At 72.5% G+C, this 17,812-nt stretch carries 10 protein-coding genes and 1 tRNA gene; 10 read left to right on the forward strand and 1 reads right to left on the reverse strand.

What is annotated here, in order from left to right:
• Window positions 1–11: 11 nt before the first annotated feature.
• The 9 genes from ACWCPF_RS15970 to ACWCPF_RS16010 all read left to right on the forward strand — a co-directional run bounded on the left by ACWCPF_RS15970 (window position 12) and on the right by ACWCPF_RS16010 (window position 13,627).
• Entirely contained in the window at window positions 12–617 is a 606-nt protein-coding gene (locus ACWCPF_RS15970) for a small secreted protein (RefSeq protein ID WP_451045615.1), read from the forward strand.
• Window positions 618–924: 307 nt separating this feature from the next.
• Window positions 925–2,454 (forward strand): DUF7059 domain-containing protein, encoded by a 1,530-nt coding sequence (locus ACWCPF_RS15975; protein WP_451045616.1) that lies wholly within the window; start codon window positions 925–927, stop codon window positions 2,452–2,454.
• Between the two features lie 582 nt (window positions 2,455–3,036).
• The gene (locus ACWCPF_RS15980; RefSeq protein ID WP_451045617.1) at window positions 3,037–3,234 is read left to right on the forward strand and encodes a hypothetical protein; all 198 of its coding nucleotides are present in this window, start codon (window positions 3,037–3,039) and stop codon (window positions 3,232–3,234) included.
• A 303-nt stretch (window positions 3,235–3,537) separates the two neighbouring features.
• On the forward strand, window positions 3,538–6,369 hold the full coding sequence (gene topA / locus ACWCPF_RS15985) for a type I DNA topoisomerase (RefSeq protein ID WP_451045618.1): 2,832 nt from the start codon (window positions 3,538–3,540) through the stop codon (window positions 6,367–6,369).
• 147 nt (window positions 6,370–6,516) lie between these two features.
• Window positions 6,517–9,774 (forward strand): dTMP kinase, encoded by a 3,258-nt coding sequence (gene tmk, locus ACWCPF_RS15990; RefSeq protein ID WP_451045619.1) that lies wholly within the window; start codon window positions 6,517–6,519, stop codon window positions 9,772–9,774.
• Window positions 9,775–9,926: 152 nt separating this feature from the next.
• Window positions 9,927–11,132: a DNA polymerase III subunit delta' gene (locus ACWCPF_RS15995; protein WP_451045620.1), complete on the forward strand. Its 1,206-nt coding sequence runs from the start codon at window positions 9,927–9,929 to the stop codon at window positions 11,130–11,132.
• A gap of 98 nt (window positions 11,133–11,230) precedes the next feature.
• The gene (locus ACWCPF_RS16000) at window positions 11,231–12,841 is read left to right on the forward strand and encodes an alpha/beta hydrolase (protein WP_451045621.1); all 1,611 of its coding nucleotides are present in this window, start codon (window positions 11,231–11,233) and stop codon (window positions 12,839–12,841) included.
• 107 nt (window positions 12,842–12,948) lie between these two features.
• Window positions 12,949–13,022, forward strand: a tRNA-Thr gene (locus ACWCPF_RS16005).
• Window positions 13,023–13,219: 197 nt separating this feature from the next.
• Window positions 13,220–13,627, forward strand: coding sequence for an Imm32 family immunity protein (locus tag ACWCPF_RS16010; RefSeq protein WP_451045622.1), 408 nt, complete (start codon window positions 13,220–13,222; stop codon window positions 13,625–13,627).
• 90 nt (window positions 13,628–13,717) lie between these two features.
• Here ACWCPF_RS16010 and ACWCPF_RS16015 read toward each other — a convergent pair whose 3' ends face one another.
• Window positions 13,718–16,468, reverse strand: a complete 2,751-nt coding sequence (locus ACWCPF_RS16015) for an ATP-binding protein (protein ID WP_451045623.1) — start codon at window positions 16,466–16,468, stop codon at window positions 13,718–13,720.
• A 415-nt stretch (window positions 16,469–16,883) separates the two neighbouring features.
• On the opposite strand from ACWCPF_RS16015, the gene ACWCPF_RS16020 reads away from it, so the two are divergent.
• A complete protein-coding gene (locus tag ACWCPF_RS16020) occupies window positions 16,884–17,756 on the forward strand; it encodes a sigma factor (protein WP_451045624.1) in 873 nt (290 codons plus the stop codon).
• Window positions 17,757–17,812 lie beyond the last annotated feature (56 nt).

The raw sequence follows: 17,812 nt of genomic DNA on the forward strand, positions 1-17,812 counted from the left end.
GGCCGAGGGCCATGGAAGGGACCAAACCGGTGAACAAGAAGCTCGCGGCCGTACTGTCCGGCGGTGCGGTACTGGTACTGGCGCTGTCCGGATGCAGCAGCAGCGGCGACGACGGCAACAAGGAGCTCGACGCCTGGGCCAAGCAGGTCTGCGACGCGCTGCCCGCCCAGGACGCCAAGGTCGACGCCGCCAACGACGCGATCAAGCAGGCCGCCACGGACAACAACGCCCCGGCGAACGTCCAGAAGACGGACTCGCAGGCGTTCCAGGACATGTCCGACGCGTACAAGGCGCTCGCGCAGGCCGTCCAGACGGCCGGGGCCCCGCCCGGGATCGACGACGGCGAGAAGAAGCAGAAGGACGCCGTCGCGGCGCTCACCACCCTCTCGACCTCCTACGCCGGCCTGAAGAAGCAGGTCGACGCGCTGGACACGAAGGACCAGGCGAAGTTCGCCGACGGCCTGCAGGAGATCGCCACCCAGCTCGGCACGCTCAGCAAGAGCGGCAACACCGCGCTGAAGAACCTCGAGCAGGGCGACGTCAAGAACGCCATGGCCGGCCAGGAGAGCTGCAAGAAGGTGGCCGCCTCCGCCTCGGCCCGCGCGACGACGAGCTGAAGCCGCGTCGCCCGGGGTGCTCAGGGCCGCTCCGGGCCGCTTCGGGATGCGCCGGGTCGCCCCCGGCTGGTTCGGGTCGCCCCCGGCTTGTCCGGGTTACCCCCGGCCGGTCCGGGTCGCCCCGGGCTGCTCCGGGGCAAGCTCCGGGCCGGTTCGCGCAAGCTCTGGGCAAGCACCGGGCTGCTACGGGCAAGCTCCGCGCCGCACAGGGCAAGCTCTGGGCCGCTCCGGGAGAAGTCCGGGGCATCCCCTCCGGGGCGGGGCGACCCGGGCGGTGCCGCAGACACCCGAGGGGTAACGGGAGACAATGGGGGGCGTGAGTAACGCCACCCGCTCCCCCCTGCCCTCCGCCGACCGCCCCGACGTCGCCGCCCGGCTGCGCGAGGCGCTGCTCGCGGCCTCCTTCACCGCGGACGGTCTCCTGGAGCTGCTCGGCGCCCCCGCCTACGCGGCGCTGGCCCGCAGCGAGACCGTGCCCGCGCTGCGCGCGACCCGCGGGGACACCCCGCTGGAGACGCTCGTCCGCCTCTTCCTGCTCCAGCAGCCGGTGCCGCACGCACGCGTGGAGGAGTTTCTGCCCCTACGCGCGTGCGTGGAGAGTGGCTGGCTGCTTCCCGCCGGCCCGGACGAGGTGGCCGCGGCCGTGGACGTACGGCCGTACGGCGGCCCGGACGGCGAGGACTGGTTCATCGTGTCCGACCTGGGGTGCGCGGTCGGCGGCGCGGGCGGCATCGGCAGCAACGACGAAGGCGTCGTCCTCGGCGTCGGCGGCGCGTCGACGACCCTCGCCGGCATCACCGTCCGCAGGCCCGTCTCCGCCGCCCTCGATCTCGGCACCGGTTCCGGCATCCAGGCGCTGCACGCCGCCCAGCACGCCACGCGTGTGACGGCGACCGACCTCAACCCGCGCGCGCTGCACATCACCGCGCTCACCCTCGCGCTGTCCGGAGCCCCGGCCGCCGAGCTGCGCGAGGGCTCGCTGTTCGAACCGGTCCGGGACGACGAGAAGTACGACCTCATCGTCTCGAACCCGCCGTTCGTGATCTCGCCGGGCGCCCGGCTGACCTACCGGGACGGCGGGATGGGCGGGGACGATCTGTGCCGCTCGCTCGTTCAGGGGGCGGGGGAGCGGCTGGGCGAGGGCGGGTTCGCGCAGTTCCTCGCCAACTGGCAGCACGTGGAGGGGGAGGACTGGCAGGACAGGCTCAGGTCGTGGGTGCCGCGCGGATGCGACGCGTGGATCGTGCAGCGCGAGGTGCAGGACGTCACGCAGTACGCCGAACTCTGGCTGAGGGACGCCGGTGACCACCGGGGCGACCCGACCGAGTACCAGGCGCACTACGACGCATGGCTGGACGAGTTCGAGGCGCGCAAGGTGAAGGCCGTCGGCTTCGGCTGGATCACGTTGCGCAGGACGGCGGCCGCGGAGCCCGTGGTCACGGTCGAGGAGTGGCCGCACTCGGTCGAACAACCGCTCGGCGACACGATCCTGGCGCACTTCGAGCGGCTCGACTACCTGCGCGTGCACGACGACGCGGCGCTGCTCGCCGGGCGCTTCCGGCTGGTCACGGAGGTCGTCCAGGAGCAGGTCGGGCTGCCCGGAGCCGACGACCCGGAGCACGTCGTGCTGCGCCAGCACCGCGGCATGCGGCGGGCCACCAAGGTGGACACGGTCGGCGCGGGCTTCGCCGGCGTGTGCGACGGCTCGCTGAGCGCCGGCCGCATTCTCGACGCGATCGCCCAACTGGTCGGCGAGGACCCGGTGTTGTTGCGGGACCGCACTCCGGCCCAGATCCGTCTGTTGGTGGAGCAGGGGTTCCTCGAACCGGCGGAGTGATCCGGCGAGAACGGCGAGAACGGGGAGAGTGACCGGAAAGCATCGTGCCGCGTTCCGGAAAGGCATCGCGCCGGTTCCCGTGCGGACCACGCCACCCGCGCCCCGCGCGGACGGTCCTGAGTCCCCGCGCGGCTGGCCCTGCGCCCCCGCGCGGGTTGGTCCTGCGTCCCGCACCGCTGGCCCTGCGGCCCGCACGGCCGGTCCTGCGCCCCGCGCCGCTGGCCCTGCGCCCGCGCGGGTTGGTCCTGCGTCCCGCATCGCTGGTCCTCCGCCCCGCACTGCCGGTCCCACGCCCCGCGTGCCCCGCACGTCCTCGCCCCGCACCGCCGGTCCGGCCCGCCTCGCCGCACCGCCGGTCCGGCCCGCCGTACCTCGCGGGTCCGGCCCGCCGCGCCTTGCCGGGCCGGCTGGTCCGGGCCGTCCGGGCGGTCCGGGCCGTCCGGCGTCGCGATCCACGGCTCGTCGCGCCTCCTGCCCCCGCCCGTAGTCCCGGCGTTAACCTCGGGTTCGCCGGGGTGCCGCCCGCGCGTGACAGCCTCCCGGGGCCAAGGCCGCGCGTGGAGAAAAGGGGCGGGGACGATCATGGAGACTGGGCCGGCGATCTTCGCGGGAGTCGTGTTCGCGCTGTTCGGGGCCGCGCTGCTGGTGTGGACCGGGGTCCGGGTGCGACAGCGTGAACCTGTGGCGCAAGGTGTGAGCCCCGTCGCATCGGCGACCCTCGCGACCTTGGCCGCTGTCGTCGCCCTGGCCGCCGGGGCGTGGTGCTTCACCCGCCTCTGAATCCGCCTTCAAGGCCACCTCCGGGGGCATGTTCGAGGATCCCCTCGGCCCCCGGTGCGAGCCGCGTGAGCGTGGTCGCGGCGATAAAAGAGAGGACGCGTTCCGGTCGTACGGAAAAGGGCCGGTCGGTACTCCGGGCGGCAGGAATGGCGGTAGTCGGGTTACCGTTCGAGTGGCCGTTGCGGGCTTTTCCCGTTTGACACGGGGGCGGGATGTACCGTCACACTCCGCAGCGTCACCATGACCCGACCCCGGGAGCAAGGCCTGGGGAGGCCCCAGAGTCGACCGGAGAGAAGAGCGAAGTTGTCCCCGACCAGCGAGACCGCGAAGGGCGGCCGCCGACTCGTGATCGTCGAGTCGCCTGCCAAGGCGAAGACGATCAAGGGTTACCTCGGCCCCGGCTACATCGTCGAGGCCAGCGTCGGGCACATCCGCGACCTTCCCAACGGCGCCGCGGAGGTGCCGGACCAGTACACGGGTGAGGTCCGCCGCCTCGGAGTGGACGTCGAACACGACTTCCAGCCGATCTATGTCGTCAACGCCGACAAAAGGGCGCAGGTCAAGAAGCTCAAGGACCTGCTGCGGGACTCCGACGAGCTCTTCCTCGCCACCGATGAGGACCGCGAGGGCGAGGCCATCGCATGGCACCTCCAGGAGGTGCTGAAGCCCAAGGTCCCGGTCAAGCGGATGGTCTTCCATGAGATCACCAAGGCCGCGATCCAGGCCGCCGTCGCCAACCCGCGCCAGCTCAACCAGAAGCTCGTCGACGCCCAGGAGACCCGCCGCATCCTCGACCGCCTCTACGGCTACGAGGTCTCGCCGGTCCTGTGGAAGAAGGTCATGCCGCGCCTGTCGGCCGGCCGCGTCCAGTCCGTCGCCACCCGGCTCGTCGTCGAGCGGGAACGCGAGCGCATCGCGTTTCGTTCTGCTGAGTACTGGGACCTGACGGGCACTTTCTCGACCGGCCGAGCCGGTGACCCGTCGGACCCGTCGTCGCTGGTCGCCCGCCTTCAGGCCGTCGACGGCAGGCGAGTCGCGCAGGGCCGCGACTTCGACTCGGTGGGACAACTCAAGAGCGCGAACATCCTCCACCTCGACGAGGCGAACGCCCGCGCCCTGGCCGCCGCCCTGGAGAACACGCGGTTCGCCGTCCGCTCCGTCGAGTCCAAGCCCTACCGCCGCTCGCCGTACGCCCCGTTCCGTACGACGACGCTGCAGCAGGAGGCGAGCCGCAAGCTCGGCTTCGGCGCGAAGGCCACCATGCAGGTGGCGCAGAAGCTGTACGAGAACGGCTTCATCACCTACATGCGTACCGACTCCACGACGCTGAGCGAGACGGCGATCACCGCCGCCCGCGCCCAGGTCACGCAGCTGTACGGCGCCGACTACCTGCCGGCCCAGCCGCGGACGTACGCCGGGAAGGTCAAGAACGCGCAGGAGGCGCACGAGGCGATCCGCCCCTCGGGTGATCGTTTCCGCACGCCTGCCGAGACCGGACTGACCGGCGACCAATTCAAGCTCTACGAGCTGATCTGGAAGCGGACGGTCGCCTCCCAGATGAAGGATGCGGTCGGCAACAGCGTCACGGTGAAGATCGCCGGCGCGGCCGCCGACGGCCGGGACGTCGAGTTCAGCGCCTCCGGCAAGACGATCACCTTCCACGGCTTCCTCAAGGCCTACGTCGAAGGCGCCGACGACCCGAACGCCGAGCTGGACGACCGCGAGCGCCGCCTGCCCCAGGTCGGCGAGGGCGACGCGCTGTCCGCCGAGGAGATCACGGTCGACGGGCACGCCACCAAGCCCCCGGCCCGCTACACCGAGGCCAGCCTGGTCAAGGAGCTCGAAGAGCGCGAGATCGGCCGCCCGTCGACGTACGCGTCGATCATCGGCACGATCCTCGACCGCGGCTACGTCTTCAAGAAGGGCACGGCGCTCGTCCCGTCCTTCCTGTCCTTCGCCGTGGTCAACCTCCTGGAGAAGCACTTCGGGCGGCTCGTCGACTACGACTTCACCGCCAAGATGGAGGACGACCTCGACCGCATCGCGCGCGGTGAGGCGCAGTCCGTGCCGTGGCTCAAGCGGTTCTACTTCGGCGAGACGACGCCGGACAGCACCTCCGCCGCCGACGCCGGCAACGGCGACGGGGACCACCTCGGCGGCCTCAAGGAGCTGGTGACCGACCTGGGCGCGATCGACGCCCGCGAGGTGTCGTCGTTCCCCGTGGGCAACGGCATCGTGCTGCGGGTCGGCCGCTACGGCCCCTACATCGAGCGCGGCGAGAAGGACTCCGAGGGCCACCAGCGCGCGGACATCCCCGACGACCTCGCGCCCGACGAGCTGTCCGTCGAGCTCTCCGAGGAGCTGCTCGCCAAGCCGAGCGGCGACTTCGAGCTGGGCGCCGACCCGGAGTCCGGCCACCAGATCATCGCCAGGGACGGCCGCTACGGCCCGTACGTCACCGAGGTGCTCCCCGAGGGCACCCCGAAGACCGGCAAGAACGCCGTCAAGCCGCGTACAGCCTCGCTGTTCAAGTCGATGTCGCCGGACACGGTGACGCTGGCGGAGGCCCTCAAGCTGATGTCCCTGCCCAGGGTCGTCGGCAAGGACGCCGAAGGCGTGGAGATCACCGCGCAGAACGGCCGCTACGGCCCGTACCTGAAGAAGGGCACGGACTCGCGGTCGCTGCAGACCGAGGACCAGCTCTTCACGATCACCCTCGAAGAGGCGCTGGAGATCTACTCCCAGCCCAAGCAGCGGGGCCGGGCCGCCGCCAAGCCGCCGCTGAAGGAGCTGGGCACGGACCCGGTCAGCGGAAAGCCGGTCGTCGTCAAGGACGGCCGCTTCGGGCCGTACGTCACCGACGGCGAGAGCAACGCGACCCTGCGCTCCGGCGACAGCGTCGAGGAGATCACCCCGGAGCGCGGCTACGAGCTGCTCGCGGAGAAGCGCGCCAAGACGCCGGCCAAGAAGACGGCCAAGAGGGCGCCCGCGAAGAAGGCGACGACGGCGAAGAAGGCCGCCCCGGCGAAGAAGACGGCGGCCAAGAAGACCGCCGCCAAGACGACGACCGCGAAGAAGACGGTCGCGAAGAAGACAGTCGCCAAGAAGGCCGCAGCGTCTCCGTCGGACGACTGACGTCTCCGTCGGACGACTGACCCGTCGGACACGGTTCCTTCACGGCGGGTTCGCCGAACGAACGCCCCGGCATCACTTTGGTGTCGGGGCGGTCGTACGTGCGGACGGCGGCCACAGGCTGTCAGTCGCGGCCGATAGGCTGAAAGCATGACGCGAGCCGAGCAGCCAACGGCCCACCACCCGGCCCCGGACGACGCCCTGGTGGCGGACTCCCGCGAGCGCGCAGTGCGCGCACTGTTGCGTGAGCCGCAGCTCAAGCGGCTCTGGAGCGCGCAGCTGGTGAGCGGTGTGGGAGACGCCCTCGCACTCCTGGTGTTCGTCCTCCTCGTCCTCCAGACGGCCATCGCCGAGGGCTCCTTCGGAGGCGGCTACCGGGGCGTGGCGTTCGCCGTGGCGATCGTCTTCGGGGTGCGCATTCTGGCCACCGTGCTCTTCGGCGCCGTCCTGCTCGGCCCGCTGACGTCGCTGACCTCGCCGGACGGCCCGCTCGACCGCCGCTGGACCATGGTCGGCGCGGACGGGCTGCGCGCCGCGCTGCTGATCGTCGCGCCCCTGTGGATCGACTGGACGCCGGACGACGCACTGGCCCTGCTGCTCGTCACCGTGTTCGTGACCGGAGTCGCCGAACGGTTCTGGACGGTCGCCCGCGAGAGCGCGGCCCCGACCCTGCTGCCCGCCCCGCCCCTGGAGGGCGCGACCGTGCGGCCGCTGCCGGACCACATGGACGCCCTGCGCCGGCTGTCGCTGCGCACCGGCTTCGTGGCGATCCCGCTGGGCGCGGCCACGCTGGTCGCCGCGGCATTGTTCAACAATCTTCTGGGCGCCGGGATCGACTGGTTCGGCCAGCACCAGGCGGCCCTCGCCTCGTACGTCGCCGGCGGGCTCTTCGCCGGATCGCTGTCCATCGTGACGTTCCTGGAGCTGCCCGCCGTGCGCGCCCCGCGCGCGCGGTCGCCGCTCGAAGGACTGCGCCGTCCCAGGACCGCCACCGGTGTCGAGGCGGGCCGCACGGGTGCGATCCCGCTGCTGGTCCTCGCCTGCGCCGCCGTCGCCGGGGCGATCGCCGCCTCCGTCGCCGTGGCCGTGCTGCACGCCAAGGACCTGGGCGGCGGCCCGGTGCTGTACGGGCTGCTCGTGCTCGGGCTGACCGGCGGGGTCGTCGTCGGCGTCCGTACCGCGCCGAAGGTGCTGGTGTCGCTGTCGCGGCGCCGACTGCTCGCGCTGGCCATCGCCTTCACCGGCGTGGCGCTGCTGGCCGCCGGGCTGGTCCCGGACGTCACCAGCGTGCTTCTGATCGTGGCCCTGGCGGGCGTCGGCGCGGGCGTCGCCGCCAACACCGGGCACGCGCTGCTCGACCAGGAGACCGAGGAGCACCGCAGGACGCGCACCACGGAGCATCTGCACGCGGTCGTGCGGGTGATGGTGGCGCTGGGCGCGGTGATCGCCCCGCTGGTCGCGGCGCTCATCGGCCCGCACCGGCTGGAGAACGGCAAGTTCGTGTTCGCGCACGGCGGCGCCGCGTTCACCCTGATGCTGGTCGGGGCGCTGCTGCTGCCGGTGGCCGCCCTGGTGCTCGCCAAGGTCGACGACCGCTCCGGCGTGCCCCTGCGGCAGGATCTGCGGGACGCGCTGCTGGGCGGTGACGACCCGGTGACGGCCCGGGCCGGGACCGGTTTCTTCATCGCCCTGGAGGGCGGTGACGGCGCCGGCAAGTCCACCCAGGCCGAGGCGCTCGCCGAGTGGATCAGGGCGAAGGGTCACGAGGTCGTCCTGACGCGCGAGCCGGGGGCCACTCCCGTGGGCAAGCGGCTGCGCTCGATCCTGCTGGACGTGTCCAGCGCCGGGCTCTCGCACCGCGCGGAGGCGCTGCTGTACGCGGCGGACCGCGCGGAGCACGTCGACACGGTCGTACGGCCCGCCCTGGAGCGCGGCGCGGTGGTGATCACCGACCGGTACGTCGACTCGTCCGTGGCCTACCAGGGCGCGGGCCGCGACCTGTCCCCGACCGAGATCGCGCGGATCTCCCGCTGGGCGACGAACGGCCTGGTGCCGCATCTCACGGTCCTGCTGGACGTCTCCCCGGAGGCCGCCCGTGAGCGCTTCACGGAGGCGCCGGACCGGCTGGAGTCGGAGCCCGCGGAGTTCCACGCACGCGTGCGCTCCGGTTTCCTCACCCTCGCCGCCGCCGACGCGGGCCGCTATCTGGTCGTCGACGCGGCCCAGGAGCCCGAGGCCGTCACGGCCGTCGTCCGGCACCGGCTCGACCAGCTGCTGCCCCTGTCCGAGGCCGAGATCAAGGCCCAGGAGGAGGCGCGCAAGAAGGCCGAGGAGGAGGCCCGCCGCAAGGCCGAGGAAGAGGCCGCCCGCAAGGCGGAGGAGGAGCGCCTGGAGCGCGAGCGCGAGGAGCAACTCGCCAAGCTGCGTGCCGAGGAGGAGGAGCGCAAGCGGCGCGAGCTGGAGGAGGCGCAGCGGCGCGAGGCCGAACGGCAGGCCGAGGAGGCGCGGCTGCGCGCCGAGGAGGCACGCAGGCGTGCCGAGGAGGAGCGGGTCCGGCTCCTCGCGGAGGAGAAAGCCCGCGCCGAGGAGGAGGTCCGCCGCAAGGCGGAGGAGGAGCGGCGTCGCAGGCAGGCCGAGGAGGAGGCCCGGCTGCGCGCCGAGGCCGAGGCCCGGCGCCTGGAGAAGCAGCAGAAGGCCGAGGAGGCGTTGGTGCGGGCCGAGCAGGCCCGGCGCGCGGCGGAGCAGGCCGCTGCCGCGGCGCAGGTCGGCCCGAGGCCGGCCCCCCGCCCCACGGCGGCCTCGACTCCGGTGGCCGCGCCCGCGGAGGCGACCACCGTGCCGACGCCGGTCGTGACTCCGCAGACCGCGCCGGTCGCACCGGTCGCGTCGGTGGACGAGACGGCCGTGCTGCCACGGATCCGGATGGACAAGGAGCCACGGATCCGGATGGACAAGGACCCCGAGCAGCCCTCGGCCGACGCCGAGGTGACGGCGGAGCTGCCGCAGCCTCCGCTGCCGGCGGGCGCCGCGGACGAGACGGCGGTGCTGCCGCCGGTACGCGCGCAGAGCCCCGAGGAGGAGACGGCCGTACTGCCTCCGGTCCGGGACGAGGACCCCTTGGACCGGGTGCCGCCGGGCTACTTCCGCGACGAGCGGAACGGCCAGGACGGGCAGGACGGGCGGGACGGGGTGGACCGCTGGGACGAACAGGGCGGGAGCGCCGACCGTACGCGCGAGCTGCCGCAGGTCGACGAGGCCGGGGCGCCCGGCCCAGTCCGGCCGCGGCCGGACTGGGCCGAGGAGACCCCGCTGGACGATCTGCCGTCGCTGGCGGACGAGCTCCTGGGCCCGCGCGGCGGGGACGAGGACGAGCACGACGAGGGCCACGGTCGGGGCGGGCGCGGCTGAGCGGCCTGGCGGGGGTTCCCGACCAGAGGGCCGGAAGGCCAGAGGGCCAGAAGGCCAGGGGGCAATGGGCAACGGGCAATGGCCCGATTGTCAGTGGCTCCGCGCACAATGGAACCCGCAGCGCGAAACGTGACGAAAGGGCGGCGTGACGCATGACCGTGTGGGACGACCTCGTCGGGCAGGAGAAGGTGAGTGGGCAGCTGGCCGCTGCCGCTCGGGACGCCGATGCGCTCGTCACCGCGGCCACCTCCGGCACCCCGCCGCCGGAGGCGTCGAAGATGACGCACGCCTGGCTGTTCACCGGCCCGCCCGGCGCCGGCCGCAGCCAGGTGGCGCGCGCCTTCGCCGCCGCCCTGCAGTGCGTGAGCCCGGACCGGGCGCTCGGCGGCGTCCCGGGCTGCGGGTTCTGCGACGGCTGCCATACGGCGCTCATCGGCACGCACGCGGACGTCAGCACCGTCGCCGCGGTCGGTTCGCAGATCCTCGCCGAGGACATGCGGGACACGGTCCGCAAGTCGTACACCTCGCCCGCCACGGGCCGTTGGCAGATCATCCTCGTGGAGGACGCCGAGCGGCTGAACGAGAAGTCGGCCAACGCCGTCCTGAAGGCGGTCGAGGAGCCCGCCCCGCGCACGGTGTGGCTGCTCTGCGCGCCCTCCCTGGAGGACGTGCTGCCGACGATCCGCTCCCGCTGCCGGCACCTGAACCTGCGCACGCCCTCGGTGGACGCCGTCGCCGACATGCTCGTACGGCGCGAGGGCATCGAGCCGGCCGTCGCCGCGGCCGCCGCCCGGGCCACGCAGGGGCACGTCGACCGGGCCCGACGCCTGGCCACCGACCCCGCCGCGCGCGAGCGCCGCGCGGCCGTGCTGAAGCTGCCCCTGCGCGTCGACGACGTCGGCGGCTGCCTCAGAGCGGCCCAGGAGCTGGTCGACGCGGCCACCGAGGACGCCCGGCAGCTCGCGGAGGAGCGGGACGGCAAGGAGACCGAGGAGCTGAAGACGGCGCTGGGCGCGGTCCAGGGCGGCCGGATGCCGCGCGGCACGGCGGGCGTGATGAAGGACCTGGAGGACATGCAGAAGCGCCGGCGCACGCGTACGCAGCGCGACAGCCTCGACCTTGCGCTGACCGACCTGACCGCCTTCTACCGCGACGTCCTCGCCCTCCAGCTCGGCTCCCGCATCGCCCTCGCCAACACGGACGCCGAGGACGCGCTGGAGCGGCTCGCCCGCGGCGGCAGCCCCGAGGCCACTCTCCGCCGCATCGAGGCCATCGCCGCGTGCAGACAGGCCCTCGACCGCAATGTGGCCCCGCTGCTGGCGGTCGAGGCGATGACGATGGCCCTCAGAGCGGGGTGACGGGTGACGTCGATGCCCGTGGGTTGACGGGGTCGCTCGTCCGTGGCACTTCCGGTACGGACGGCGTTCATGTCGTTGCGCAGAGTTACGCTCGCTTGATGCACACCAGGCGTTCTCTCCGCAGGTCCCACCGGTCTCGCAGGTCGCGTACCGGCGTCGCTTTCCTGTCGCTCGCCGCGCTGCTCGTCTCCGGCTGCCTCGTCTCCGGCTGCTCCGCCGAGGCGTCGTCGAGCTCCGCCGGTTCGACGGCGATGGCGGCGCTCGCCGCGCTGCCGCAGGCCACGCCGTCGGCGCTCTCGCCGTACTACGGGCAGAAGCTGAGCTGGCGCGACTGCGGTGTCCCCGGCTTCGACTGCGCCACGATGAAGGCGCCGCTCGACTACGCCGAGCCGGGCGCGGGCGACGTCCGGCTCGCGGTCGCCCGCAAGAAGGCGACGGGACCGGGCAAGCGGCTCGGCTCCCTGCTGGTGAACCCGGGCGGCCCGGGCGGTTCCGCGGTCGCCTACCTGCAGCAGTACGCCGGCATCGGCTACCCCGCAGAGGTCCGCGCCCGCTACGACATGGTCGCCGTCGACCCGCGCGGCGTGGCCCGCAGCGAGCCGGTGGAGTGCCTCGACGGGCGCGCGATGGACGCGTACACGCAGACGGACACCACCCCCGACGACCAGCGCGAGACCGGCGAACTCGTCGACGCGTACAAGGAGTTCGCGGAGAGCTGCGGGGCGCACTCGGCGCGGCTGCTGCGGCACGTCTCCACCGTGGAGGCGGCCCGTGACATGGACATCCTGCGTGCGGTCCTGGGCGACGGGAAGCTCACGTACGTGGGTGCGTCCTACGGGACGCTGCTCGGGGCGACGTACGCGGGGCTCTTCCCGGACCGGGCGGGTCGGCTCGTCCTGGACGGCGCGATGGACCCGTCGCTGCCCGCGCGCCGGCTGAACCTGGACCAGACGGCCGGGTTCGAGACGGCGTTCCAGTCCTTCGCGAAGGACTGCGTACGGCAGCCCGACTGCCCGCTCGGCGGGAAGGGCACCGCTCCCGCCAAGGTCGGCGAGAACCTCAAGGCCTTCTTCGCGAAGGTCGACCGGCGGCCGATCCCGGCCGGCGACCCCGACGGCCGCAGCCTCGGCGAGGCCCTCGCCACCACCGGCGTGATCGCGGCGATGTACGACGAGAGCACGTGGGAGCAGTTGCGCGAGGCGCTGAACTCGGCGATGAAGCAGAACGACGGCTCGGGCCTGCTCGTCCTCTCCGACAGCTACTACGAGCGGGACGCCGAGGGCCGCTACGCCAACCTGATGGCCGCCAACGCGGCCGTGAACTGCCTCGACCTTCCCGCGGCCTTCGACACCCCGGATCAGGTGAAGAAGGCGCTGCCGTCGTTCGAGAAGGCCTCCCCGGTCTTCGGCGAGGGCCTCGCCTGGGCCTCCCTGAACTGCGCGTACTGGCCGGTCAGGGCCACGGGTCAGCCGCGCCGCATCGAGGCGAAGGGCGCCGCCCCGATCGTCGTCGTCGGCACCACCCGCGACCCGGCCACGCCGTACCGCTGGGCCCGCTCCCTCGCCGCCCAGCTCAGCTCGGCCCGCCTCCTCACCTACGAGGGCGACGGCCACACGGCCTACGGCCGGGGCAGCGACTGCATCGACGCGGCGATCGACGCGTACCTGCTCCGCGGGACCCCTCCGACGAAGGGAAAGCGCTGCTCATAGCCCCGCCGCCGGCCCCGCGCACCCGGCCCCCGGAGCTGGTGCGGAGCACCCCTCGAAACTGTGTAGACTTACCGACGTTGCTGATCGCACCATAGTGCGGACAGCGCGCCGCCTTAGCTCAGATGGCCAGAGCAACGCACTCGTAATGCGTAGGTCTCGGGTTCGAATCCCGAAGGCGGCTCTGTAGAAGCCCTGGGACTCACTCGCCGTGACCTGGGGCTTTTGCTTTTCCTTGATCGACCCCAGGTCGCGCTGGGCGGGGTGCTGGCCCGTCCTGGCGCGGCGGGCGAGGGTGGTGTGGTTCGGTGGCGGTGGAGTCCAGTTCATGAGCGTCGCGACCGATGGCTCGGGGAGCCGTAGGCGGCAGTCGGAGGCGTCGTGGTGAAGGTCTTGCGCGGGGACTCGACCGGGGAGTTGGAGCTCTCCGGAACCCGCTCCGAACTGCTTGCCCTGGGGCGGGAGTTGCGGACGGGGCAGGGAGAGATCTCCCTCGAGAAGGTCTCTGATCCGTTCCCCTACAGCAGGTCGTTGTCGTGGATGAGATTTCAACTGGCCAGCGGGAAGATCCTGATCTCGTCCTCCGGAGACAGCGAATCTCTCGATATCAGAGGTGGACCGGAGGCTTTGGCTCTCCTCGCCGACAACATCGAAGGCTTCGCTTCGGATGCGGATGCGGCTGGGGGCGGCCATCTTCATGTGGACTATGTTCCGGGACACGACTATCTGGCCGAGGGGTCGGGATCGGTGGTCGTCGCCATCGCTGGAGATCCATCTATGTCGCCGTGAAAAGGGCATGCGTTCACGGTGGAGAAGCCCCGCCGGGAGTGGCGGGGCTTCTGGGTGGGATGACGGCGAGGTGGGCGACGGAGCTGTCGTTCATTCCGGGTCGGCAGAGGCGTCGGCCGGCGGGTTTTCTTCGTGGAGGGCGGCCAGGGCGGCGGGGAGTTTGCCGCGGCTGGTGATGCCCAGGCGGGGGTAGATCCGGTAGAGGTGGGCTCCGACGGTGCGGTGGGAGATGAACAGGCGCTGGCCGATCTCCCGGTTGGTCAGCCCCTGTGCCGCCAGCTCGGCGATCTGCATTTCCTGGGCCGACAACTGCTCGCGGGTGTTCGCCTGCCGTCGGCCGCTGGACTCGCCGGTGGCGCGCAGTTGCTCGCGGGCCATCTCGGCCCAGGGCTGCGCGCCGATCCGGTCGAACGCGTCGCGGGCCAGTCGCAGCGGGGTGCGGGCGTCCACGTTGCGGCGTTGCCGGCGCAGCCAGCGGCCGTGGTGCAGGTGCAGCCGGGCACGCGCCGGCGTCCAGCCGGCCGGCAGCGCGGTGAGCGCCGCGGCGTAGCGCTCCTCGGCGGTGTCGTCGGGAGCCAGCACCGCGTCGGTGTAGGCGTGCGCGGCCACCATCATTTCCGAGGGCAGTCGCTCGGCCAGCTCGGGCAGGTCGACCAGCAGTTCCCGGGCCTGCTCCAGGGTGCCCGCGGCCACCGCGGCGTCCACCAGGTCCGGTGCGAGCAGCCAGCGACGCTCGGAGTGGTAGTGCGGGTCCGCCGGATCGAACGCGCGCGCGAGAATGGTGTAGGCCTCCGCTGCGTGGCCGTCGAAGAGAGCGAGCAGGCCGGTGATCTGCTGCGCGATCGCGGCGGCGAACGGCATGCCGGGGAACAGGCTGTGGGCGCGCAGTTCGCGGACCGTCCGCGCTGCGTCCTCGGCGTCTCCGCGCAGCGCCGCCACCATGCCGGCCGTCGACTTCAGGCCCAGCCAGACGATCCACTCCCCGGTGTCCTCGGCCATGGCCAGCCCCTCGGCGGACTCCTCGCGAGCCTGGTCGAGCTGACCGAGGTACAGCCGTGTCCAGCAGGCGGCGAGGGTGCGGGCGAGCAGCCCGATCGCGCCCTGCGACCGCCACGTCGTCGCCGCCAGCGCCAGGTACCGGGAGGCGCGGTCGGCGTCCCCGATGCCCATCGCGCTGAGGCCGAGGAAATACGGAGTCCGGCCGTGCTCGTGCTCCGGGCTGCGGGCGTCGAGCCGCGCGAGTATGTCGGCCCCGTGCCGGAACGGTTCGGCGAGCGCCCGCACCATCAGCACGTGGGGGGCGTCCGGATCGGGCTTCCACCGGTCCAGTTCGGCTGTGGTCCGGGCGCGCACCTCTGCGTCGCCGTCCTGGAAGAAGCACCGTGCGGAGGCACGCCACAGCAGGTCCTCGGCGACGTCTTCGGCCCCCGCGTCGAACGCTTCTTCCGCCGCCGTGACCATGTCCTGGATCCGTCGCTGCGGCTCGCCCGGTTCGAACGCGGCCTTGTCGGACACGACCAGGAGGCGGGCCCGTTCCACCGGTCCGAGCGCGCTCATGTCGGCGCTGTCCAGCAGCATCTGGACGTTGACGCGGTCGTTGATCGCACCGGCCAGCTCGGCGGCCCGGACCAGGATGCCGGTCCGGCGCTGCGGGTCGAGGACGAGGTCGGCCGCCTGGCGCAGCGCCGGGACGGCCGCCGCCACCTTGCCCCGGGCCTGCGCCTCGTCGGCGAAACGTTCCAGCTGGGCGGCCAGTTCCTCGTCCGGGCCGATCGCGGCGGCGGCCTGATGGGCGAGCCGGCGCTCGGGCATGTCGGCCATCACCGCCGCGAGGGCGCGGTGGGTGGCCAGCCGTTCGGCGAGCGTGGCGCGGGTGTAGATCGCCGAGCGCATCAGCGGATGCCGGAACTCGGGGACGAAGCCGACCAGGGTGACCAGGCCCGCGTCGACCGCCTCCTGCACCGCCTCCACGGACACCGCCGAGCCGCACAGGCGCCCCGACACGTCCAGCAGCCGGTTCAGCGGTGCGGTCGGCTCGGCGGCCAGAGCCAGGAGGAACGTGCGGCACGCCTGGGTCGCCGAGTCGGTGCGCGCGGCGAACGCGGCCTCCAGCCGCTGGGTCAGCGGCAGGTCGTCCACCTGCGCGGGGATGCCCTGCACCGCCTTGGGCAGCTCGACCAGGGCCAGCGCATTGCCTGCGGCGCGCTCCAGGATGAGCGCCCGCACCGGCGCCGGCAGGTCGGGCGAGCCGGCGTCGAGCAGCTCGGCGGCGGCCGTCCGGCCGAGCGGTTCCAGATGGAGGTCCTGCTGGATGGTCGGGCGATATGAGTCGGGGGGAAGGATCCGGGAGGCGGCGATGACCAGGATCGCGAGGTCGTGGGTGCGCCGTGCGACGAACCTGAGCACGTCCCGGCTGGACGCGTCGATCCACTGCAGATCGTCGACGATCAGCAGGAGCGGCTGCCGCTCGGCCGCGTCGGCGAGGAGTTCGAGCACGGCCAGTCCGACCCGGAAGATATGGGGCTCGTTCTCCGTGCCGTCGAACGCGTCGCTCAGCGCCTTCCGGTGCGGGACCGGCAGGTCCTTGACGCTGCGGGTGGCCGGTTGCAGCAACAGCTGCAGCGCGGCGAACGGCAGCCACTGCTCGGTCTCCACTCCGGACGTGCGCAGCACCCTGAAACCGCCGTCGGTAGCGTCGGCGCCGATCGTGCGCAGCAGAGTCGACTTGCCGACGCCGGCGGTGCCGTGGACCAGCAGTGCGCTGCCCTGCCCGACCGCCGTGTCCGTCAGCAGCGTGCGCAGCCTGCGCAGCTCCTCGTCCCGGCCGATCATCGCAGGCATTGGGGTCAACATCTGGAGCTTCCTCCGATAACAGCCATTACACCGCACACGCTACCCGTGAGCTGCGGCCTCTCGCACACCCCTGCGATTCAACCATCAGTCGAATGACTCTATGACGACTCTAAATATGGTGAGTCTGCGGCGATTTCGGGCAGCCTCGACTCCGAGCGGGCCCCAGGAAGCCTCAGCGGGATGAAGGGGAAGGCTGACGGCGACGGCGATGCGACGGCGATGCGATGGCTGCGCGACGGCTGCGCGACGGCGACTTCGGTGGTCGCTCGTCGACGCCGCGGTGCGGACGCTGATCGGTCCGGCGTGATAAGGCCATGTCACAAAGGCCGTGAGGTTCCTGTCGAACGGGTGGAATCGCAGGCCGACGGCGTCGGTGTGGGCGGTGTGAGAGGGAGGATGCCGGATGGACCGGGACGACGGGGTGCCGATCGCGGACCTGCTGGAGGAACGTCGGTTCCTGCTGGACGTCGCGCATTGGATGCTGGGCAGCCAGGCCGCGGCGGAGCGGGTCGTCGAGGAGACCTACCTCCGGTGGTACCAGCTCCCGGCCGCCGAGCGTCGGACCGTCGCCGTTCCCCGGTCATGGCTGGCGAAGACCGCCGGAGCCATCTGTCTGAACCGGCTCGCACAGTCCGGCCGGGGCGCTGCCGGGCACGAGGAGCACCACCGGACACTGCCGACCGGCGTGGCGGAGGAGGCCGGCCGGATCGTGCTGGACACGCTGAAGTCGCTGTCGCCGGAGGAGCGGGCGTCGTTCATGCTCGACTCCGGGAGGGCTCCTGGCACGGTCGCGACGGTCGTGGGCCGCACGGAGGCGGACATCGCAGAGCTCACCGACCGGGCCAGGCAGTGGCTGCGGATTCGGCGCGCACCGCCGACGACACCGGAGCAGCAGGATGCGGTCGCCCGGGCGGTGCTGGGGGCCTGCGGCGCGCAGGACTGCGAGGCGCTGTCGTCGCTGTTGTGCCCGGACGTCGTCGCGTTCTTCGACGGGGGCGGCAAGATACGGGTGCCGACCGGGCCGGTCCACGGCAGCGGGCCGGTGGCCGACGGTCTGTCGGCGCTTCTGTCCGACGACCCGCGCACCAGCCTGACCACGCACTCCATCAACGGCCGCACCGGCCTCGTGGCCCGATACGGCCGACAGGTCGTCGCCGTGATCAGCCTGGACGTCCTCGACGGTCGGGTCGCCCAGGTGTGGGTCACACTCAATCCCGACAAGCTCCGGTCCTGGAACCGCGCCCCCGGTGGTCCGTGGCGTTCGGCCGGCAGCTGACGACGGCAGCTGACGACGGCGGTGGAGACGGCGGTGGTGGAGACGGCGGTGGGGTC

It is taken from the genome of Streptomyces sp. NPDC001858 (assembly GCF_053594615.1).